At 52.7% G+C, this 20,699-nt stretch carries 16 protein-coding genes; 6 read left to right on the top strand and 10 right to left on the bottom strand.

Annotated features, from left to right (window positions below):
* Positions 1-34: 34 nt before the first annotated feature.
* From GPK94_RS05450 to GPK94_RS05470, 5 genes are all read right to left on the bottom strand, one after another.
* On the bottom strand, positions 35-1,558 hold the full coding sequence (locus tag GPK94_RS05450) for a recombinase family protein (RefSeq protein ID WP_215654937.1): 1,524 nt from the start codon (positions 1,556-1,558) through the stop codon (positions 35-37).
* 192 nt (positions 1,559-1,750) lie between these two features.
* Positions 1,751-1,948, bottom strand: a complete 198-nt coding sequence (locus tag GPK94_RS05455) for a hypothetical protein (RefSeq protein ID WP_087181419.1) — start codon at positions 1,946-1,948, stop codon at positions 1,751-1,753.
* A 14-nt stretch (positions 1,949-1,962) separates the two neighbouring features.
* Positions 1,963-3,330, bottom strand: a complete 1,368-nt coding sequence (locus tag GPK94_RS05460; RefSeq protein ID WP_215654939.1) for a relaxase/mobilization nuclease domain-containing protein — start codon at positions 3,328-3,330, stop codon at positions 1,963-1,965.
* Positions 3,331-3,332: 2 nt separating this feature from the next.
* Entirely contained in the window at positions 3,333-3,644 is a 312-nt protein-coding gene (gene mobC, locus GPK94_RS05465) for a plasmid mobilization relaxosome protein MobC (protein ID WP_215654941.1), read from the bottom strand.
* A gap of 311 nt (positions 3,645-3,955) precedes the next feature.
* Positions 3,956-5,032: an AAA family ATPase gene (locus tag GPK94_RS05470; protein WP_215654943.1), complete on the bottom strand. Its 1,077-nt coding sequence runs from the start codon at positions 5,030-5,032 to the stop codon at positions 3,956-3,958.
* Between the two features lie 122 nt (positions 5,033-5,154).
* Here GPK94_RS05470 and GPK94_RS05475 point away from each other — a divergent pair, with 122 nt between their 5' ends.
* Together GPK94_RS05475 and GPK94_RS05480 are read left to right on the top strand one after the other, a co-directional pair.
* Positions 5,155-8,184, top strand: a complete 3,030-nt coding sequence (locus GPK94_RS05475) for an RNA dependent RNA polymerase (RefSeq protein WP_252192522.1) — start codon at positions 5,155-5,157, stop codon at positions 8,182-8,184.
* Positions 8,174-9,046, top strand: coding sequence for a hypothetical protein (locus GPK94_RS05480; RefSeq protein ID WP_215654945.1), 873 nt, complete (start codon positions 8,174-8,176; stop codon positions 9,044-9,046). The genes GPK94_RS05475 and GPK94_RS05480 overlap by 11 nt, the downstream gene beginning before the upstream one ends.
* 8 nt (positions 9,047-9,054) lie before the next feature.
* On the opposite strand, the gene GPK94_RS05485 is transcribed toward GPK94_RS05480, so the two are convergent.
* Entirely contained in the window at positions 9,055-9,345 is a 291-nt protein-coding gene (locus GPK94_RS05485; protein WP_215654946.1) for a DUF6809 family protein, read from the bottom strand.
* Between the two features lie 904 nt (positions 9,346-10,249).
* Here GPK94_RS05485 and GPK94_RS16395 point away from each other — a divergent pair.
* The 4 genes from GPK94_RS16395 to GPK94_RS05510 all read left to right on the top strand — a co-directional run bounded on the left by GPK94_RS16395 (position 10,250) and on the right by GPK94_RS05510 (position 16,514).
* Complete coding sequence (locus tag GPK94_RS16395) at positions 10,250-14,251, top strand: S-layer homology domain-containing protein (RefSeq protein WP_215654950.1); 4,002 nt, start codon at positions 10,250-10,252, stop codon at positions 14,249-14,251.
* 183 nt (positions 14,252-14,434) lie between these two features.
* Positions 14,435-14,611 carry a hypothetical protein gene (locus GPK94_RS05500; RefSeq protein ID WP_158578119.1) on the top strand — a complete coding sequence of 59 codons (177 nt, stop codon included), beginning with the start codon at positions 14,435-14,437 and terminating at the stop codon, positions 14,609-14,611.
* A complete protein-coding gene (locus GPK94_RS05505) occupies positions 14,598-14,855 on the top strand; it encodes a hypothetical protein (RefSeq protein WP_215654952.1) in 258 nt (85 codons plus the stop codon). The genes GPK94_RS05500 and GPK94_RS05505 overlap by 14 nt, the downstream gene beginning before the upstream one ends.
* Positions 14,856-15,185: 330 nt before the next feature.
* Entirely contained in the window at positions 15,186-16,514 is a 1,329-nt protein-coding gene (locus tag GPK94_RS05510) for a threonine/serine exporter family protein (protein ID WP_215654954.1), read from the top strand.
* Positions 16,515-16,580: 66 nt separating this feature from the next.
* Here GPK94_RS05510 and GPK94_RS05515 read toward each other — a convergent pair whose 3' ends face one another.
* From GPK94_RS05515 to GPK94_RS05530, 4 genes are all read right to left on the bottom strand, one after another.
* Entirely contained in the window at positions 16,581-17,381 is an 801-nt protein-coding gene (locus GPK94_RS05515; RefSeq protein ID WP_118285405.1) for a DUF4866 family protein, read from the bottom strand.
* 302 nt (positions 17,382-17,683) lie between these two features.
* On the bottom strand, positions 17,684-18,943 hold the full coding sequence (locus GPK94_RS05520; protein WP_215654956.1) for a site-specific integrase: 1,260 nt from the start codon (positions 18,941-18,943) through the stop codon (positions 17,684-17,686).
* Positions 18,944-18,952: 9 nt separating this feature from the next.
* Entirely contained in the window at positions 18,953-19,420 is a 468-nt protein-coding gene (locus GPK94_RS15970; RefSeq protein ID WP_252192523.1) for an excisionase, read from the bottom strand.
* Entirely contained in the window at positions 19,417-20,610 is a 1,194-nt protein-coding gene (locus GPK94_RS05530; RefSeq protein WP_215654958.1) for a zinc-ribbon domain-containing protein, read from the bottom strand. The genes GPK94_RS15970 and GPK94_RS05530 overlap by 4 nt, the downstream gene beginning before the upstream one ends.
* Between the last annotated feature and the right edge of the window lie 89 nt (positions 20,611-20,699).

Consider the following 20,699-nt stretch of genomic DNA (forward strand, 5'->3'; position numbering starts at 1 on the left):
CTCGTTTTGAGATCTCCCGAGTTTTTTCATGCTTTCAGGATGCACGATAGTACACACTCTTGTCCCCTTCCGGATGTAGGAAGTCGAAGAACTGTGTGACACTGATTTTGAATTCCACTTCGATTTCAAAGTTCTTCCCGATATTCACCCGCTCAATGAGCTGCCGCAGGATCATCTTCTTTCCCTCAATACTACTCCCCGCATACAGGTCGGCCCAGGACATAATCTTGTCATACTCCTTTTGGACGGCAACGGCAGAGCTTTTCAGATCAGCCGCTTTTTCCTTAGCCTGTTCCAATTCCTGTGCCAACGCCGCCAGTTTGCTTCGGGTGTCCTCTATCATCTCGCCAAGGATGTCCGCTCCAAAACTGCCAGTCCCATTGATGGTCTTGATGATCTCTTTCTTGTAGCTCTCCAGCTCCCGTTCTGCGGAGGCATGGAGTTTCTCCAGATTCGCCACCGAACTGTTTGCCAGTTGGAGTTCTTTTTCCCGCTGCTTTTGAATGAGCTGGCTCCTGGGTGCCGTCTTCATCCGCTCAAAGAGTTGGATGACGATCTTATCAATAATGCCGTCCAGTTTCTCGCCGGAGTATCCGGTCTGACCGTCACAGTCCTGAGGATGGCGGATCTTGTAGTGGCAGGCGTATCGGATATGAGTTTCCCGTTTGGGCTCACCCTTGGCGCGTCTGCCGCTGCTGGTGGTCAGCACCAGCTTGGAACCGCAGTGGGCACAGTAGACCATCCCGGAGAGCAGCGCCTTCCCCTTGGAGTTAAAGGGCACCTCATTGTGGTGCATTGTCCTGGCCCCCATCAACTCCTGTGCTCGCTCATACAGATCCAGCGGAACGATTTGCAGCTCCGGAAAGATTTCTGAGCGTGTTTCCCCACTGCGCAGGATTCCCACATACATGATGTTCTTCAGCATTTTGATGATGGTGGTATTGGCGAAGTTGGTCCCCTTTCGATTGAGATAGCCGTTGTTATATAACCACCGGGACAACCGCTGTGCGCCGAACCCCTCATAGACATATTTTTCAAAGATGATGCGCACCACCGCAGCTTCATCCGGGTCAACCAGAATCTCGTTGACTTCATGATTCTTTTTATTGAAGCGCCCCTGCTTTTCCAGGCGGTATCCATAGGGGACGATCCCGCCCCGGAACCTCCCCTCCTGCACGATTTGCGAAAGGCGTGTCTTTGTTCGGGCAGAGGTTTTGAGGCTCTCGCCGGAGGCCTGCCAATAACGGATATAGTTCAGCAGTTTGTCGATATGATCGTCCATCTTCTGTTGCCCTTCCATTGCACTCCACACTTCGATTCCGTTGCGGATGAACCACTCTACCACGAAGGGCGTCTCATCGTCCCGCCGTCCCAGGCGGTCGAACATGAACACCAGCAGGATGTCAAACTTCCGTTCCTCAGCGTCCTGGCGGATCTCCTGAATCGCGTCGCGGTCAGCAGCAGCCACCTTGAAACCCGAGACACCTTTTTCTGCAAATTCTTTGATGATCGTCCATCCCTGGCTCTCCGCAAATTCACGGCAGTATTGTTTCTGCATCGGGATATCATCTTTTTCTACCTGTCCTTTAGTAGAGACTCGATAGAGGCAGTATACTCGCTTGTTTTTTTCCATGATTGCACCTTGTCCTTTCTGGTATAGGACTGCGGTGCATATGGTTTGCTCAGATTAAATTGTCAAGGTTCATATGCACACACAGTATCCCACACCACTGGTAAAAAGTCTACTGAATCAAGCAGGCTTGTTCAGGTTTTCAAAGTCCTGTGCCATCAACAGCGTCTGCTCAATTTCAGACACTGTGTCAGGCTTTGTGATGGTGTTTTTGAAGCGGAGAGCAACAATCAGTCCGTCCACTTCCATCGTGATATATTCTGTCGGCTCAGAGTATCGGGGATGCTCCCGATCATACATTGCCTGCTGATAACTCATGTGATCATCCTCCTTTACATAGTCTGCTGCCAAGTTTGTTCTTCTTCGTGGTCGTCCTCGGCGTGGCCTTGGGCGATTTTCTTTTGCCGTTCTTTCCGGAGGGCCTTGCTGTCTGCGTGGTAGTTCGTGGTGGTGGCATCCCTCACGGGAGCATTGTCTTGGCCGCGCTCCAGAGCGTGTCCAAACTGGACCACGCCACCCACAGCACTAACCCAGTCAGCGCCAGGGCCGCCAGTCCCAACAGCAGACTGGTCCATGGAATGTCCGGCAGACTCGGTCTGGGCAGTCTGATGCTGGGCAGAGAAAAACGCTTCTCGTTCCGCTTCCCAGCCTGTTCGCTCATCTTCTCCAGATGCTTCACCGCTTTCAGCAGTTCGTCCATCTGCGTCCGGGTCGGAAGCTGCGCCAGCAGTTCGCTGATCTTCTTCAGATAGCCGGTCTGTCTCTCGGTGTGGTACCCCAGTGTGTAGAGGGCGCTCTGCAGATCCTCCCACTCCGCTTTCGTAGGATGGTCTTCGGGCGGCGGTGTCAGCTCCTGCGCCGGAAGCTGCGGTGTGGCCTGTGCCATCTGCGCAGGTCGGTTCTTCTCCAACAGCTCGTCCATAGATAATTTCTTCTCTGATCCTGAATTCATATTCCATATTCTCCTTCAGATATTTGTCCCCGAACAGCAGGCGGTCACGGCACTGCCAGCCGCTGGGTGTGGTGTAGGTGATGTTCCGCCGGGAGGTTTCCCAGCGTACCTTGTAGCCCTCGTTCTCCATCAGCGCAATAAACTCCTCACGGTTAGAGGCGTGGACCATACAGTCGTTGATGATGTTCATGAGCTGCAGTTTTTTGCTCTGTCCACGGGCGGCCGTGTGGTACTCGCCGATGGACATCGTCTTGGTCTTCTCTTTCCTGTTCGTTGGCTTAAACACAGGGAGAGAAAATTCCACGCAGACTTGATCGTTGCGTTGCCGCAGTTCCTGGAGCTGCTCCTTTGCGATGTGCAGTTTCTTCCCAGTATCGAAGTTGACGGAGTTGATGAGAAAGTGGGAATGAATGTGTTCCCGGTCTGTATGGGTGCAGACCAGAACTTCATACCCCTCATAGTACTCAGCCAGCTTCAGTGCCGCCGCATGAGCGGCGACCGGATCGACCACTTCGCCTTTTGGAAAGCTCTGCACCATGTGGTAGAACAGCACACCGTCGGTTTTGTGATGCAGCCGCTTGGTGGTCATGAAGTCCGCGTAGACAGATTCCGGCTGGCAGTTGATACCTGTGACCAACTGTTGCCCGTCACACTCGGTTTTCTTGTCCTGCATGGTGTATCGCATCACGGCTCCCATGCAGCCGGTGCTCTGACCACGCTTGTAGTTAGTGAAGCTGATAATGGCCATCCTCACCACCGCCTTCGTTCCAGAATCAGCCGGACCGCAGCGCAGAGTTCAGAGAACGCCTGGCGTACACCGTCCAGGTTGATCACCGTGATACGCCCCATGTGCGCCAGGGTGACAAGCTGATTCAGATTTCTGCCGATGGACTTCAGCTCCTTGAGCACTTCTTTCAGTCCATCGACGACCACAACCTGCTTTCCCAGACAGCAGGCTGTCACATAGTCGCTCATGGACATTCCGGAGCGTTTCGCCAATTCCTTGATGGCCTCCCGGTCTTCGGATGCCATCCGGGTGCTGAATTTGATATCTTTTTTCATGTCGTTTCCTCCAGTCTTTCATAAAAATGGGGTGTGGGCAGCGCCCCGCAAACAGGCGGAAGGCGGGCGGCGGCTGTGCTGGTGACCAGACAAACGCGATGCTGGCCCTCGTCGGAAGCGACTGCGCATCCGTCGCTTCCGACCGAGGTCGAAAGTTCCCTCGCTCCGTGCTTCCTCCTCTCCCCAGCGAAACCGCTCCGCTGAGTTTCGCCGGGGACCCCTTTTGAAGTGATTTTCCCGCGCCGAACACCCGCGTTCCACCTTCGGCCACAAGCGGCCCAACACGGCGTTTCTTTTACCTTGCGGGAGGTTTACTCGCCGCACCTGGAAACCGCCCGCAAATCGCCGCACAGCGCCTCGACAGGGTCGATAGGGACGATTTCTCCGGCCCTCTCTAAATCGACACTATCGGCACGACGCAGCTCGATCACACGCTTGCCGTTGCTTCGGCGGATCACTGCAGCAATTCCGTTCTTCCTTAGGGCCTCAACGCTTTGCAGGATCAGCCTTGAAATCTTTTTGGGCGTTACCCCTTCAGACTTATCAGGGTCGATCTTTTCGGAGAGCTCCGTGGGAGTGCCGATAAATACTGTTCTGGTGCTCATAAATGCAGAGAGAAGAACGACGATCCGATCCTCACGCAGCACGGGTTCTTCTCTGCTGTCCGAAACCAGTTCCCACACATTTTCCTCGCTGCGACGAAGCTCCAGCTCTCGGTATTCGATGTCCCGGCCCACGCAGGTCAGTCTGGCCCTGCCGCTGCCTCGCTTTTCTTCCACCAGGGTAAAGCTGGAATCCACTGCGCCGCTGATAGCAGTCGTACCAGAGATCCGATGGAACACATCTTCCGCCTTTTCTTTCCGCAGATGGTGGATGAGCAGGATGGCAATGCCGTGCTTGTCCGCCAGCCGCTTGAGCACAGACAGATCCCGGTAGTCGTTGGCGTAGGTGGCGTCATGGATCGGACGGACCATCTGCAGGGTGTCGATGATGACCAGCACGGTGTCCGGATGAGCGGTGAGGAATGTTTCCACCTGTTCCTCCAGTCCCTGACCGATGAGGGCGCACTCGGTACAGAAGTGGACGCTGTCTGGTGCATCCTCAGTGATTTCAAAGAGTCGATTCTGGATGCGGAGGACGGAATCCTCCAGACAGAGATAGAGCGTGGTGCCCTGCCTGGTGGTCATGCTCCACACCGGTTCTCCCTTGGCCACTGTCACCGCCAGCCACAGAGCAAGCCAGGACTTGCCCACCTTTGGTGAGCCAGCCAGGATGTGCAGACCCTGAGAGATCAGGGTATCCACCACAAAATTGGGCGGCTCCAGCGGACGATCCATCAGGGTTCTGCCGTCCACTGTGATGAGGGGATGGTTCATTTTGCTGTTCATGTTTGGTACCTCCATTTCAAGAATTTGAATACAAAAAGCTCCCACCTCAAAAGAAGTGGGAGTAGTATTCATTTTGATTTTGAAATGGTTTGTGGTAGAATGGAACAAACGGAGGTGAGCCAATGGCGACCTATCAGATCTATGAACTCTCTGCCCGGGCGGTGATGAGCTATGCCGCAGAGAAAGACGGCGTTTACACCTTTACTCTGAACCGCAGCGCCACCGAGCACTGCAAGGTACCGGGTGCCAAGCACGAGCAGGACAGCTGCGCCATGTTCCACCAGCTGATGTACCAACTCCACGGAAAGGGCTGGCGGGAGCGTGGCGAGGAGAAGGTAACGGCTCTCTCCGATGTGCTGTTTTATATGGACTTCGCCGGAATTTTTGACCGGCGTGGAACCGGAAAGACGCAGCAGGCCCGCCGGGAAAAGGCCAGAGATATGTTTCGTCCCGAGGGGATCACTCTGGACTTCGGCAGCGGCCCACACCGCTATGTGGCTTTCGAGCGCTCCGCCAGCATGAGCCGCCAGTCCCGCCTCTCCTTTATCCGGGAGGATCTGTATGGACCGATACGCCAGCGGATCATGCTAAACATGGAGCTGGACCGCTGCCAGCTCAGTAAACTCTACGCCTACAACGGTCTCATGTTCTCCAGCGGAACCCGGGTGGACGGCATCCGCATTGACAAAAAACACCGGGTCATCGTTATAGACAATCCATCCAAGAGAGTGGAGCGAGCCCCTGTCATTACCCTGCGGGAAGGAGAGGAGCCGGGAAGTTTTTACCGGGTGGATACGCTGGAAACTCTGGACATCACCTGCTTTGACGGCGTGGGCCTCATCTCCAAAGAGTATGCGGAGGTAGTGGACAAGGCTTGCTGCGGCAGCCACACTCACACCTCCTTCCAGATTCGGATGCCCTACATCAAGGGGATGCTCCATCAGGTGGATTTCAAAGGTTTTTTGAAGCGCAGCGGCACCCAGAGCATCGTGGACATCTGGGGCAAGGCGCATCCCGTCCGCAGTGTGGACATCATCCTCACTCGCAGTCAGTTCAAGGCCTACGGCTGGCTGCGGGAGAATGGTATGACCTGGGAAGACTACTGGGACGCCTTTCGGGACTACAACCACGCCCTGTACATCACCAACCTGAGCAAGACGGAGCCGGAGAAACTGGTAGAGCTCAACTATCAATTTCTCTCCACCCTCTCCATTCAGCCGGAGGAGTTTCGCCCCGCCGACCTGCCGGAAGGCTGGGACCACAGTCCGGAGGATGACCCCCGGCAATGGCTGACCAAGGCCACCGAGACGGCCTACTATAACTTTCGTGCCAACGAAGCATATCAACAGGAATACTTTCGCCGGGGCCTGAGCCATCCAAAAGGAAGCCGGGCGAACATCATGGCCCGGGGGCTGGAGAAGAACCCGAAATTTATTCGGGAACCTATCTACGCGGAACAATTGGACGGACAGGCCCGGAAGATCCTCCGAGGATATGCCGTTGGGCGGCTACTGGTACCAGGGGACAACCGGTTCCTCTCCGGTGATCTGCTGGAACTGCTGCGACAGTTAATTGCGCCCCGTGTGTTCCAGTTGCCCGGTGAGCGGGACTTCTGCAATCAGGCGATGGGAGATTTCTTCGCGGAGGACAGTTTCTTTGCGCCTGGTGCAGCCTATGACCATGAGGACAGCTGCACCCTGCTCCGCAATCCCCACATCGCCCGGAACGAGGAATTGCAGCTGTCGGTGTACCCAGAGGGAGACGAGCTGCGTCAACACTATTTTGGTCATCTCACAGATGTGGTTATGGTGTCCGCTGACAGTCTGGCAGCGGAGCGGCTGGGCGGAGCGGACTACGACGGCGACCTTATCAAAACCATTGCTGACCCTATCCTCAACCGCTGCGTGAAGCGGAACTATGATTACGATGTCCATCAGCAGCTCTCCAACAACGCCAATCTGCCCCTGCTGAAAATTCCATCCTTATCCGCGCCCAAGTCCGACGCCAACGACTGGCAGGCCCGGTTTCAGATAGTGGAGAACACCTTTGCTGCCCGTATTGGACAGATCTGCAACGCCGCCCTGGACCGCAGCGTCATCGCCTACAACGACCACGCCGACCCGGAGGAGCGCAAGCGGTGCCGCCGGGACTTGGAAGCCCTGGCCATCTACAGCGGGTTGGAAATTGACGCGGCCAAGACCGGTGTGCGGCCCAACCTGGATGAATTTCTGGGCGGACGGAAGGAAAAGCGCACTCCTTTCCTCCAGTACAAATATCTGTTGGAGCGTGCGGAGGAGCGCCGCCGCGCCTGGTATGAGCCAACCCACCGGGAGCGGTTGGAGACCTTCTTTGCCGGGATCGACTGGGAGCAGGTGGACTCCCCGGTGGAGCGATTGCCCTGGCTGGCCCGCCAGCTGGAGCGCAACACGCCCAAGATTCAGGAGAAACCGGCAAAGGACGGCGAGTTATTTACTTTCGCCCAGGAGCGAAACTGGAAGAGGCAGCTGGATGAGAAAACACTTTCTTCTGTTTCTACCTTGCTGTGGGACTACGAGCACTGCCTCTCCCGCATCCGGGCCTGCCGCGCTCCCGCCAAGGGACAGCAGCGAAAAACGGACATCGACCGCATCCTCTACGCCAGAGGACAAGAGGAACTCTACGACAGCGACGAGCTGTACGCCTTCTTCCAGCAGCTTTCCCCGGAGCGTATCGCCGCTCTGCGAAAGGCCATCGTAGACCAGCAGTGGCACCTGATGGCAGAAGGACAGAAAGAAACATTTCTGCGGGAGCATCTACCGGAGGCGGTAGACTACTATGATCTTCTGACCGATTTCCGCCACGGCGGGTTCCGTCTGCTGGGAGATCTGGTCTGTGACATCGACGATCTGGAGACGGCCCGGGAACGAAAGCAGCTCCGCCGCCCGGCGGATTCCCCCGCCTTCCAGAAGATGATGGATGCCTATCTGTCTGCCCCCTTCAGCGGCAACGAGCGGGCCGTGGTGTCCAAGGTCTGCCGCAGGCTGCTGGACAAGATCGTCCGGCCCAGCCTGGCGGCGCCCTATGTGGTGGCTCTGGGTAAGCGAAGCCTGCTGTGGGATCTGCTGCCGGACCACATTGAGGAACATGTTCTGGAGGTGGACCATGCTGAATGAGTGGAACGAGTTTCAGGACTACACCGGTGCGGTAAACTACACCGCCCGGAACAAGCAGGACACCACCTACCTGGGCCGCTTCACCTTCGACACCATCCTGGACTTTGAGGGGCTCAACCGGGTGCTGACCATCCTGGCGAGAGGGTTTCTGTTTCATAACGAGAATGGCAACCCAATCGAAGCGCCCTGGGAGCGCATCGACGATGCCAAGCGGGGCCTGTGTGCCTGGTGCAGTGTGCCGGACAGCAAAAAAGCCACGTACCGGGAGGCGTGGCAGTTCGGCAGTGATTTTAGGGAACTCCATTCAGAATTTCCTGGCCTTGTAGACGAAAACGGCAGCGGATGGTTTCACCGCCATGTACGTCGGGTGGTGGATTTTGTGCGGGAAAATTCGGAGAGGGTATCCAGCAGCGCCCATAAGAAGTGCGCCGCCATTGAAAAAGGCTTTGACCAGGCCTGGCGGGGCAAGGTGATCCAGATGCAGGTCCCCCTGTTTGCTCCCACCACCAAGGGACAGTGGGGCCTGCGGTTTGACAGTTTTCTGGCCCAGGCTCTGGAGCTGGGGCCACTCCGGATGAAGGAACCGATACTTCCACCCACATTGGTGGAGCAACTTCGCAGCCTCACGCCTAAGGGCGTTCCCGTGGAGATGGTGGAGACGCTGGCGGCCTACTACTTTGCCAACAAGCCGGAAGATTCCGACTGGGTGGTGCTGCCGGTGGCAAACTTTGACGCATACTTCGGCACCACCAGCTTTGGACGGAAGTATCTCAAACAGATCCCGGAGACCATTTTGGAGCGATCTGAAACAGGCTTTGGACTGTGCCGGTATCGGTTGGGCGGCACCCTTGTCATTAAGTAGGGATAGAATCAGGCATCCATCTCCTCTTCTTCCACTGGAGATGGATGCCTGTTCGTTTCAAAATGATTCAGTTCGTTTGTCATTTCCCACGCCAGACGGAATCCGCAGATAAAGCTGTCCACGGAGCGTTGCTCTATCATCAGGTTCTGGGCGTCGATGATCTGCAGCACCAGTTTACGCTCCGGCTTGTCCAACCGCTCAATGAGCTGTCGGTGGCAGGTTTCAACTTCCTGTTCGGATTCCACCATAGGCAGAGGGGTGTAGAATTTGTCGTACAGCAATCTCAAAGTTTCGTTCATGTGCCCCGCCTCCTTGTAGCAAGACACAATAGCACAGGTCAGAGGAAATAGCCACTATTATATTTTTAAAATTTCCAGAATAGTCAACTCCAACTTTCCTATCCACGGAAAAGCCATCTGCTAATCGCACAACGAGTAAATGAAATGGTGCTATTCCTTGCAAACAGGCTTCATGGTCGGGAAATTATGACCTGAACGGACAAAGGTCTGCAACCCTCTGTTGACCCTCTTCGGTCGCTCAACAGCGGTTAAATCGACCTCGATTAAAAGTCTGCGATTCCTTGTTGTTTACAATCCTCTCACTGGCACACGCTTTGGCATACGTGGCATACTCAGCGAAGTACCGCCTGCACTTACGCTTTGTTCGCATCTGTCTTCCTTTTGCTTATTCATTATACCACTTTTTCGGCGCTCTGCTACTTGAAATTTCAACTGAACCCATTCGCTCAATATTGCAAAAACCGCTTCCCGTATGACAGATACTATATCGAACTTTTGGGGCTTTCGCTAAGTGCGAAACTTCCTTTCGCAACATGGTTTCGCCTACACCAACCACGTACAGTCTGTTCAGACACTCCACAGTTATCCGCAATTTCCTTAATCGTCTTAGCCATTCGACCTTTCATCACTCCAGCAATCTGCCAATATCTCGTTTAGCATACATTGCTTTTGCGAACTTGATTATACGCTATCAACAGTGCTATAATAGAGAAAGATTATAAGCAGTTGAGCTGCCGAAAAGTACACCTTTTGACATCTTGTAACTGCCCTTGCACAGAAGGGGGAAAGCACAGCATCAATGCGGCGGACGAAAGAACTGCCGCGCAATATCAGAAACCTGTCAGGATATTGCCTTAGTGGCCTTGCCTTGGCAGGTATCACTATGTGTAAAGGAGCATTTAATGTGAAAACGAAATTATTGTCATGGCTGTTGACACTGAGTCTGCTCATGACCATGCTTCCGACTGCTGCGCTAGCCGCTGCAGATCCCGGAACAAGCAGCGATACAGTTATCTATGTATCCGAAAGCGGCGATGATTCAGCCGCCGGCGATGAGAGCGCACCCCTAAAAACAATTGGTGCGGCATTTACGAAGGCAGCTGACGGTGGTACCATCTATCTGCTTTCAGACATAGTTTTGCCGAGTAAAACCGTCCTGTCAGGTGATAAGTCAATCACGCTGGCGGGTAATGCCGGAGAAGCTGCACCTACGATCAAATATAGTTGGGATGGTGTCACAACCAATAACCTCTATATGATTGAAATCGGTGCCGAAAGTGGTACAAGCACACAGACGAATATTACGCTGCGAAATCTGACGGTAGATGCAGAAGCCCAGGATATTCGCTGCCTGCGTGTTTGCCCTGGCAGTCAGCTTATCCTTGCAGATGGTGCGACTGTTCGCAATGGCCGAGCAATCAATCAGGATGGAACGACTGGTACCAGCGACTGCGGTGGCGGCATCGTTGTAGATAACGACGCCAAACTGACGATGGAGGATGGTTCCAGTATCACCGGCTGTTCTGCCGAATGGGGTGGTGCTGTCTATCTCAGTGGCGAAATGGCGATCAACGGTGGCGAGATCAGCAACAATACTGCCGTTGGTGACATTTACGAGATCAACGACGTTGATCGTTCCGCCAGCGCACACGGCGGCGCAATTATGATCCGCGCTTGCCGAGCAGACTATGCTACATCTTATGATGCTCCTGCCAAACTGACCATGCGTGGAGGTACGATCAGTGGAAATGCGGCTACCAGCGATGTCAGCGCCTTTGGCGGTGCGATTTCTATTATCGGTACACCCGATACAGGAAACCTGACGAACACATTTGTCATGTCTGGCGGTACGATCTCCAACAACAAGGCAGTTTACGGTGGTGCCGTCTCGGCGTATGCAGCCGACAATTATTGGCATGGCAATACCAGCATTCAGTTGTCTGGCAATGCTCAGATCAAGGACAATATCGCCCGCACCTATGGCGGCGCTATCTGCCTGTTCGGCAATAATGCGCAGAATTATACCGACACGCTTACAATGAGCGGCGGCATGATTTCCGGCAACAAAGCAAACTCTGCCGGTGGCGGTGTGTATCTCTCTGCCCATGGCGACCAGATGTTTATGACCGGAGGCAGCATCCGAGAGAATGAAGCCGGTTATGGCGGAGGTCTGTCAATCCGTTCTGGCAACAGCGGTGCAAATCCCAATGCCGCTGTATATTTGCTGGGTGGCACCATCTCGGATAACCAGGCAACGAGTGGCTATCCGACAGATGATAGTTATTCCGAGCGCCTTTATTGCGGCAACGCAATCGAGCAGAGCGGTGAGCTTTATCTGGACGGAACACAGATGAATGTCAGCGGAGATATTCGCGTAGGATGTACGACTAATTTCCGCACTGGAGCAATCGAGACTAACCGCTATGTCACATTGGTAGGCGCATCTGATTCCATGCAGAATTACGAACTGACCTCTGATGATGATGAGTCTTTGGATGGCAGAGTGGTTGTTGCCCCCGGTACGATTACTTATGGCACAGAAACCTATAGCGTAGCAGATGCGGAACCGTATCTGTCGCATTTTACACATAATTATAAGGAAATTGTTACGAATACCGAGTACGAAGCAGAAACAGGAACTTCTTCTCAGCCGAAGAGTCTTGTTCTGCACGGGTTTTCTGTTACCTACACAGACGGTATCGGCGGCACCAGCTTTGCGGATGAGGTAACCAGCGACCTGCGCCGTGGAACCCCCACCCCTGCTTTCACTGGCGGAACGCCGACTCGCAGTGGTTATACCTTTACCGGCTGGGAGCCGTCCGTAGCCGCAACGGTAACGGACAATGCCGTTTATACCGCACAGTGGAAGCTGGATGAAGCGTATGCCGTTAAAATCGCACCGATGAACCTGACGGTTTATGTCGGCGGTGACGGCTATCACGGCGTGATCGGTGAAGATGGCAAGTTTGCTGCGAATGATCTGCCGGAGATCGGTTTCTATATCACTCTGCCGGACGATATTAACACAATGCTCGGCGGTACAGATGAAAAACCAGTTGATTTGAGCGACAAACTACGACTGACCCCTGTCGACGACAACGGTACAATGCGCAGCTGGAGTCTGGAGTTGTACAGCGATGAAAGCAAGAGCCATGTTATGGAGAACGGACGTCGGGTCTATGTCTACAAGCTCCGCCAGATCGACGACGGCGAGGAGACCGTCCCCCGCGTACAGTTCACCGGTGCGGACGGCTCGGTCATGACTGAATCGAACTTTCAGGCGCTGCTCACCGACCAGTTCCGCAACTACAAGATCAGCGTGTATCAGGGTCTGCTGGATGAACAGATATACAAGGCGACTTTTACAACCGCGGATGGCAAGACCTTCACCCGTCCAATCAAGCTGGGCACTGGCACGCTGAAGGTCCGCGGCAACAATGATACGACTTATCGTGCTATCGAGAACAACACGATTCCAAGCGTTAATCCGCAGGAAAAGGATATCATGCTTGTCAGCACTGCACAGACAGACACGCAGTATTATATCAATAACAGCGGTATCAGCGTACCCTCCTCTGACGATGTAAAACTGATGGTCGATCACAGTCTGGATGATGCACTTTTAAGTGCGTACATCAATCGAACCTCCAACACCGAAGGCAAGTATTCATATCAGTTCCGCTATCTCGATCTGGTTGATACCTCAAACGGCAATACCTACGTTACCATGGGTGCTGGTCAGAAAATGAACCTGTACTGGCCGGTCCCCAGCGATGCAAAGTCAAACTCTGAGTTCCATATCATCCACTTTAAGGGCATCGACCGCGACAGTGACGCTGATGTGAATGAACTTTTGACCACTCGTATTCCGGAGGAACTGACATGTGAAACGGTTACAATCGGCGGACAGAAATTCGTTACGTTCGCAGTTGACTCCTTCTCTCCGTTTGCACTGTTGTATGAGAAAGCAGCCTCCTCCGGCGGTGGATATTCCAGCGGTGGCGGAAGCAACTCCTCCAAGTATACGCTGCACTACGAATCCAACGGCGGTACTTCCTATAAGGACGAAAGCTATTCCTCCGGCACGACTGTGACGCTGGATAAGGCTCCTGTCCGCGAGAGCTATACCTTTACCGGCTGGTATGCCGACAAGGCGCTGACCGACAAGATCACCAATGTGAAAATGACGGGCAACAAGACGGTCTATGCAGGCTGGGAGGCTACCGGAGTACCGAGTATGCTGAATGGCGATGACCACTACGCCTATGTAGTCGGTTACCCGGACGGCAAGGTGCACCCGGAGGGCAATATCAGCCGCGCGGAGACCGCAACGATCTTCTTCCGACTGCTCAAATCCGACATTCGCGACGGAAATCTGACCGCCGACAACGAATTTTCCGATGTTTCGGACGGCCAGTGGCACAACAAGGCGGTTTCCACGATGGCGAAGCTCGGTATCGTCAAGGGCCGCCGTGCGGACCGCTTTGACCCCAATGCCTCGATCACCCGTGCGGAGTTTGCGGCGATCTGTGCGCGCTTCAGCACCAGAACGGTCGAGAACAGCGGCAGCTTCTCCGACATTTCCGGTCACTGGGCGGAAAACGAGATTGAGAGAGCGGCGGCGTTCGGCTGGATTTCGGGCTATCCGGACGGCACGTTCCGCCCCGACGCCCGCATCACCCGCGCTGAGGCTATGACCATGATCAACCGCGTGCTCTGCCGTATGCCGCAGAGCAAAAGCGACCTGCTGGACAGCATGGTAACGTGGCCGGACAACAAGCCGTCCGACTGGCACTATCTCGCCGTACAGGAGGCCACGAACAGCCATGACTTCAACCGTCAGGGCGAGGTCGGCGAAAGCTGGACAAAGCTGACGAGCGTCCCCGACTGGACACGGTATCAATAAAAAAGTTAAAACGACAGACATTATTGTTGTCTACCATATGTTTATGTCTTGTATGCAGAAAGCGCTCCGCATAGCAATCCAGTCCTCACCAAAAAATCCGAGCGCAAATACAGCGGTATCGGCGCTGCACTAATTGCATTTGGTATCAAGTATTCCATAGACAACGGTTGCCGAGGTGATGTTATGTTCGATGCAAAAACCGATGAACTTGCGAAGCATTACGCAGAAGACTTTGGTGCTATGCGTATTCCGAGCATAACCAACGGTGGTCCGAAGCGCTTTATGCTTGCTGATGAGGCAGCTTGGAAACTTTTCTCAGAGCATCTTGTGGAGGAGGTCAACGAAGATGAAGCAAAATGATCCCATGTATATAATCGGTGAATTAGCAGAGCAGGCTGGCGGATACTTTGCTATGCCTTCCCAAGACGACATGGCTTATACTGACCTATTGTTCGACATCTGCCAGCAATTCGGCATCCGGTATTATTCTGCTACGCCTAAAGAAAAGGCATTTGTAGAGGAAGTTACTCGTGTCACTTGGGCAAAAGAACAGGAATCTTTGACGGGTATCAAGCAAGATATTCGTCCTGCCTTTTTCGCATAATCACTTATCTACACAATAAAAAATGGGTTCTGTGGCATCAACGCTTACAGAACCCATTTTTTCTTGACGCTTAAGAAAGACAAATCCTCCGGTTAACGGTTACAAATGTGCGACCAGATAACGACGACCGAATAGACGGATCCGTTTACAGGCATCAAGAATACGAGAGTATAAAAACAGACCTCTTTAACAACAGCCTGTAGCGGTTATGACGTTTTCTGCACTTTTTCAATTACACATTCGTGTTTCTTGGTATCCTTTTCTACATTCATCTATTGACTTTACTGCACAGAACGACTACAATACAGCCATATAAGGAAGTGTATTACTATGCCGCAAACTGCTTTTCGCCCCAACCACATGCACATTGCGTGGCACGATTACACATCACATGATGCTACTCTACCGATCTCTGCCGCGCCCTTGCGCGAGAAGGCCTCCGTCATCGGCCGCACCGGCTTGATGCTGCTCTCATGCGGCACCGGTGCATGGCGTGTCCGCAGTTCGATGAACACGCTCGCGGAGGAGCTGGGGCTGGTCTGTGCAGCCGACATTGGTCTGACCTCGATTGAATACACCTGCTTTGACGGTGAACAGGCATTTTCGCAAACGCTCACGCTGACCAGCACAGGCGTCAACACCTCAAAGCTCAACCGACTCGAGCAGTTCGTCGCTGAGTTTGCCGACATCTGCTCCCGTATGACCGGCGAGCAGCTGCACACCCACCTTGACGAAATCGAGCAGGTGCACGGACTGTATTCGCCACTGATGCTCGGTCTGGCGGCTGCCCTCGCCTGCGGTGCATTTACGTTTCTGCTCGGCGGCGGCTGGGTCGAGATGATACTCGCATTCTTTGGCGCGGGTATCGGCAACGCCGTGCGCTGCAAGCTGTCCAAGCACCATCTGACGCTTGTGCTCTGCACGACTGTTTCGGTCGCAGCAGCCTGTCTGGTGTACGCGGGCTGTCTCAAGATTGCCGAGATGACCTGCGGCATCAATATCCAGCACGAAGCCGGCTACATCTGCTCCATGCTGTTCATCATTCCCGGATTTCCGTTTATCACCAGCGGCATCGACATGGCCAAGCTGGATATGCGGTCAGGTCTCGAACGGCTCAGCTACGCGGTAATGATCGTATTGATTGCCACGATGGCCGCATGGCTAATGGCGCTCGCGCTGCACCTCAAACCGGTAGATTTTCTGCCGCTGAACCTCAGCATGCTGCAGTATATCGTATTCCGCCTGCTCGCCAGCTTCTGCGGTGTGTTCGGCTTTTCGATCATGTTCAACAGCCCGGTACCACTGGCGATGTCCGCCGCGGTTATCGGTGCAATATCCAACACGCTGCGTCTGGAGCTGGTTGACCTTGCATCTTTGCCGCCTGCGGCTGCCGCATTTTTCGCGGCCATGATCGCCGGACTGCTGGCTTCTGCGTACAAAAAGCACTCCGGTTTTCCGCGCATCGCGATTACAGTGCCGTCTATTGTGATTATGGTGCCCGGCCTGTATCTCTACCGCGCAATTTACAATCTCGGTATGATGAACCTGAGCATTTCCGCTTCGTGGTTCGCGTCTGCCACATTGATCATTCTCGCGCTTCCGCTCGGACTGATCTTCGCCCGCATTATGACGGATAAGATGTTCCGTTACTGCACCTGATTTTCTGCAGACAAGCCAAAACCGCTGCTGTGAGTTTTCCTCATAGCAGCGGTTTTGTTATGCTTTTTACAGCGGCAGCGAGTCCTTGCCAGCCTGATGGATCATCTCCTCACGACAGCGCAGCACAATGCCGTCCACCTGCTCGAGATGGTGCAGGATGTTATGTTCAAACTCCTTAAGCGGCAGCAGAACGCCCAGTTCATCGTGGCTTTTCTGCAACTTGTAGCCGGTGTCCTGACCGTAGAATACCATCGCGGTCGGACACCTCTGCTGGATTTCATTGAATGCGTCCCAGACGATGTTGTACGCCTGTGCTTCGGTCAGACCCTGCTCGACCGTATCCGGCAGCGCGTACAGCGTCAGCACGCCGCGGCGGGACGGCGAATACATCTCCCGCACCTGCATGTCCTTGGTGTACTTGTGGCGCAGATGACTGCCATCGGCCAAGTAGAGCGCCGCACGCGGTACAGACAGGTGCTGACGGTAAATATCGTGGAACTTGCGCAGCTCTCGTGCCGAGACGGCATTGCGGTATTCCTCGCGCACCTCACCGTTCGCATCGGTCAGCAGTCTGGGATTCCCGCCGTTTTTGCCATGAAAGCGATACGGAATAAGATAGGCTGTGCGCAGCAGATCGAACATCGTGTTATTGCATAGCGCAATCGTCAGCGCGGAAATATCGCGGTTCTCATAAGCCTGCAAAAGCGCTTTCGCAAAGCTGCACTCTGCACCGCCGCCATCCTCAAACGATGCATTCTCCTGCTCCATGCAGAAGGTTTCGTACAACTGCTGCTCTGCACCCGGATTGCTCAGAATTCTGTGGAACAGTGCTTCGGCGTGTTCCTCTCTTGGAAAAAGTGATGCCATGATAATTCCTCCTTATGCACTGTCAAGAGCTTGCTTTTTTGCAATACAAGCATAGCCCTGTTTATCTCGTATGTCAATCGTATTTTTCAAATTATAACGTAACCGTCAAACCTCCCGCATCTCCTGTGGCCAACTATTAGGATAGCATTCACAAAAGAGTCTATGAATATGAACCGTCGTTTTTACTGAGAAATTACTGCCTTTCTCGGAAAGCACGCTTTCAATGTGCACTTTTTCATTCTCGATATCCACTTTCGCATTTCCCATATCCACTTTTTCTTCATTCAAAAGTCCACTTAATTCTACTTCAGCTTCATCTTTCCCTCCATTCGCATCATCTCATTCTGGGCCTGCGCTTTGGTCACATTTGCATAAACGCGCATGGTTGTTTCGGCATCTGCGTGCCCCATGATAATCTGAACTGTTTTCAAGTCTATTCCGCCCAGAATCATCCTCGTACAGAACGTATGCCGCAACATATGACAGGTGATTGGCGGAAGGGGATTTTCCTCTCGGCCTTCTTGTTCTGCCTCGGCGTGTTCCTCCTGATTGTATTTCGCCGTAATTCTTTTAAGCTGACGGTTGATGCGATGATTCGAGTAAACACGACCGTACAGATCACGAAAGACGAAATTCGTATAGCCATCAATGACAATCTGATTATCTGCATTGAAATCATTTCTTCTTTCATACAGTGCCAGCAGCGTGTCCCTCACTTCTGTCAGCATGGGGATTTCCCGCTTTCCCGTATTACTCTTCGGCACAGTCACAGTGTACTTACACGTTCCGTCCAGGGTAGCAGTATAGTTCATCGTATGATTGATGCTGATCGTATTCTTTTTGAAGTCAATATCATCCCAGGTAAGACCCGCAAGTTCGCCGGAGCGAATACCGGTTCCGAGAAATACGGTCAAAACAGGCAGTAATTCACGATAATCCAGCGTATGAGCAACATAAGAAAGCAATCTATCCTGTTCTTCCTCGGTTAAGGCATCTCTGTGTTTCGGCTCCCAGTCCTTTCTTTTTTTGAACTCCTGATAAACACCATCAACCGGATTAGCGGCGATATAATGCTCTCGACAGGCCAGCTCAAACACTGGGTGAATTACATTGTTCAGATTTCCAAGCGTAGAAAGACTCAAGCCATGTTTGAGCCTGCTGATATAGAACCGCTTCACATCAGAATATCGAACAGATTGGATCGGTCTTTTTCCCCACTCGTTCTTTACATGCTTGTTATAAAGATAAATGTACCGGACCAGCGTTGTTTCCGCAATCTCACATTTCATAGAAATATATTCTTGCCAAAACGCATTGACCGTTTTCGTTTTCTTAGGCATTGCTTTTATGCGCCGGTCGGTAATCCTGTTCTCCATGTCACGCAGGCATTCTGGATTTGTATCCCCTTTGGGTGGCGGATCTTCAGGGAGCAGTTTCCAGTTGGTGATGCTTTTGCGAACCCCGTTCTCGTCCGTATATCGGAATGTATAGCTGCCGTTTCTGATCTGAGCTTCTCCGGTCAGAAGCAGACGCCCCTTATTATCTCTTCTTTCCCTTGCCATCTCAGCACCTCACGATTCAGTGTTGTTATTACTAAATAGCTGAACCTCATTATTCAGATATTCTTCAAACATTTTTCGTTTGAAGAATACCCGTCCACCATTCCAGATCAGATACTTGGCGTACTTATCCTTCGCAATGATCTGTCGAAGTCTTCTTGTACCAATGTGGAAGTATTCAGCTGCTTCGGATAATGACAAAGCGTATTTCTCCCAGATTGGAACCTTCTTCATGTTGTAAGCGACATTTTCATGAGCGGAATACATATCGCTTCTCGCTCGCTGAAGATCCTCAGCCCGCTCCTCCTTCATGGTATCTTTTATTCTTTTCGTTTTTCCTCTGCTCTCAGCCGGGGCATAATCGATTCCATCCTCCCGCTCTGCTGCCCGTTCCTTTCTGGGGCGCAGCATCTCTGGTTCTGCCTCCCTCAGCTCTTGTTCCAAAAGAATCCGCAACAACAATCTCATATCATCTGTCATCTTAATTTTCTCCTCTTCAGCAAGTTATATTTCTCCCTGCACAGCGCTATATCGTCTGCCGCAGCCGTTTTAATATGTACATGATGCTCTTTCAAAATCGTTCGGATAAATGCTGCCGCATCTTCTGCCGACTTGAATGGCTCATACAAGATATAGCGAACATCTTGCAGCTCGCAAATATACCTCTTAACCTTCTGCTCATGATTTCGCTCATCGGTACTTCTTTCTTCGATAGCCAGATTCAACTCCGGGATATACATTTCCATGCGGATTCCCGTCAAGTCATCTGTGTCGAACTCCACTTTCAAATGGTTTTGTCCTGTATACAGCATGACAAGTAATTGAGGGAGTACATAAACAAATTCCTGCTCGCACTTTGGACATGGCACTTTTCGCACCGTTCGATCATAGATTTTTGCTTTCCATTCATGACCGCAGCTGCTTTTCCACCAGTATTCCTGCTTTGACAAGGCCGAAACCTGATCTGGTGTAATTGTTCCGTTCTTCTCGCAATTCCACTCTACTGCTATTGCCGGGTGGGTCTTTGACAGGCTGTTCAGGTTTTCTTCTACCACTCGTCCAGCGCAGTACGGGCATCTGCTGCCATCCATTCTTGATGAAATCCACGCGCTGTACTCTCCTCCGCAGGATGGGCAATGCCACCAGAAAAGCCCCGCCTTGCTTGATGTAACTGCATCTGCTCCGACCTTGTTCTTCTCTGACCACTCCTTAGCAAGCTGCGGGTACTGTGAAGCAAAGTCGTTAAAGCCTTTCAGCAGTTTATGATCCTCGCAGTAGGGACAGCCATGCCCATCCGATCTGCTTGAAATCAGAGCATACCATTCATGCCCGCATTTTCCTTTCCACCACGCTTTCTTATTGCTGAATGCTGTTACCTCGTCTGGTCTTAGGGGATAATTCTTCTCCGACCATTCTGCCGCGATCTCCGGAAACCTCGATGCAAGGTCATTAAAACCGGCAAGCACACGGTTTCCGGAACAGTACGGACAACCGGGAGAATTTTTTCCGGTTCGGCTATGAGGACTTGCCTGCCATTCGTGTCCGCACTCTCCACGCCACCAAACCTTTTTATTGGAACCATAGCTGACATCCTTCGGCAGCAAAGGAAAATTGCGCGTTGACCACTGTTTTGCGACCTCTGGGAACATAATTTCCAGGCTGTTTTTCATTTTTCTCACCTCGCTTTCCTTTAACGAGATTCAGTATAGACGAAAAAATTCAATATGAGAAATGTGCGAATTTGAAAAAGGGACCTGTC

The sequence above is a fragment of the Pseudoflavonifractor sp. MCC625 genome (assembly GCF_018784545.1).
Classification (GTDB): Bacteria; Bacillota; Clostridia; order Oscillospirales; family Oscillospiraceae; genus Pseudoflavonifractor_A; species Pseudoflavonifractor_A gallinarum.

What these genes read in the sequence shown, in the direction of transcription:
- GPK94_RS05450 (WP_215654937.1), bottom strand. Translation starts at nt 1,558, where the DNA reads ATGCAGAAACAATACTGCCGTGAATTTGCGGAGAGCCAGGGATGGACG.
- GPK94_RS05455 (WP_087181419.1), bottom strand. Translation starts at nt 1,948, where the DNA reads ATGAGTTATCAGCAGGCAATGTATGATCGGGAGCATCCCCGATACTCT.
- GPK94_RS05460 (WP_215654939.1), bottom strand. Translation starts at nt 3,330, where the DNA reads ATGGCCATTATCAGCTTCACTAACTACAAGCGTGGTCAGAGCACCGGC.
- mobC (WP_215654941.1), bottom strand. Translation starts at nt 3,644, where the DNA reads ATGAAAAAAGATATCAAATTCAGCACCCGGATGGCATCCGAAGACCGG.
- GPK94_RS05470 (WP_215654943.1), bottom strand. Translation starts at nt 5,032, where the DNA reads ATGAACAGCAAAATGAACCATCCCCTCATCACAGTGGACGGCAGAACC.
- GPK94_RS05475 (WP_252192522.1), top strand. Translation starts at nt 5,155, where the DNA reads ATGGCGACCTATCAGATCTATGAACTCTCTGCCCGGGCGGTGATGAGC.
- GPK94_RS05480 (WP_215654945.1), top strand. Translation starts at nt 8,174, where the DNA reads ATGCTGAATGAGTGGAACGAGTTTCAGGACTACACCGGTGCGGTAAAC.
- GPK94_RS05485 (WP_215654946.1), bottom strand. Translation starts at nt 9,345, where the DNA reads ATGAACGAAACTTTGAGATTGCTGTACGACAAATTCTACACCCCTCTG.
- GPK94_RS05500 (WP_158578119.1), top strand. Translation starts at nt 14,435, where the DNA reads ATGTTCGATGCAAAAACCGATGAACTTGCGAAGCATTACGCAGAAGAC.
- GPK94_RS05505 (WP_215654952.1), top strand. Translation starts at nt 14,598, where the DNA reads ATGAAGCAAAATGATCCCATGTATATAATCGGTGAATTAGCAGAGCAG.
- GPK94_RS05510 (WP_215654954.1), top strand. Translation starts at nt 15,186, where the DNA reads ATGCCGCAAACTGCTTTTCGCCCCAACCACATGCACATTGCGTGGCAC.
- GPK94_RS05515 (WP_118285405.1), bottom strand. Translation starts at nt 17,381, where the DNA reads ATGGCATCACTTTTTCCAAGAGAGGAACACGCCGAAGCACTGTTCCAC.
- GPK94_RS05520 (WP_215654956.1), bottom strand. Translation starts at nt 18,943, where the DNA reads ATGGCAAGGGAAAGAAGAGATAATAAGGGGCGTCTGCTTCTGACCGGA.
- GPK94_RS15970 (WP_252192523.1), bottom strand. Translation starts at nt 19,420, where the DNA reads ATGACAGATGATATGAGATTGTTGTTGCGGATTCTTTTGGAACAAGAG.
- GPK94_RS05530 (WP_215654958.1), bottom strand. Translation starts at nt 20,610, where the DNA reads ATGAAAAACAGCCTGGAAATTATGTTCCCAGAGGTCGCAAAACAGTGG.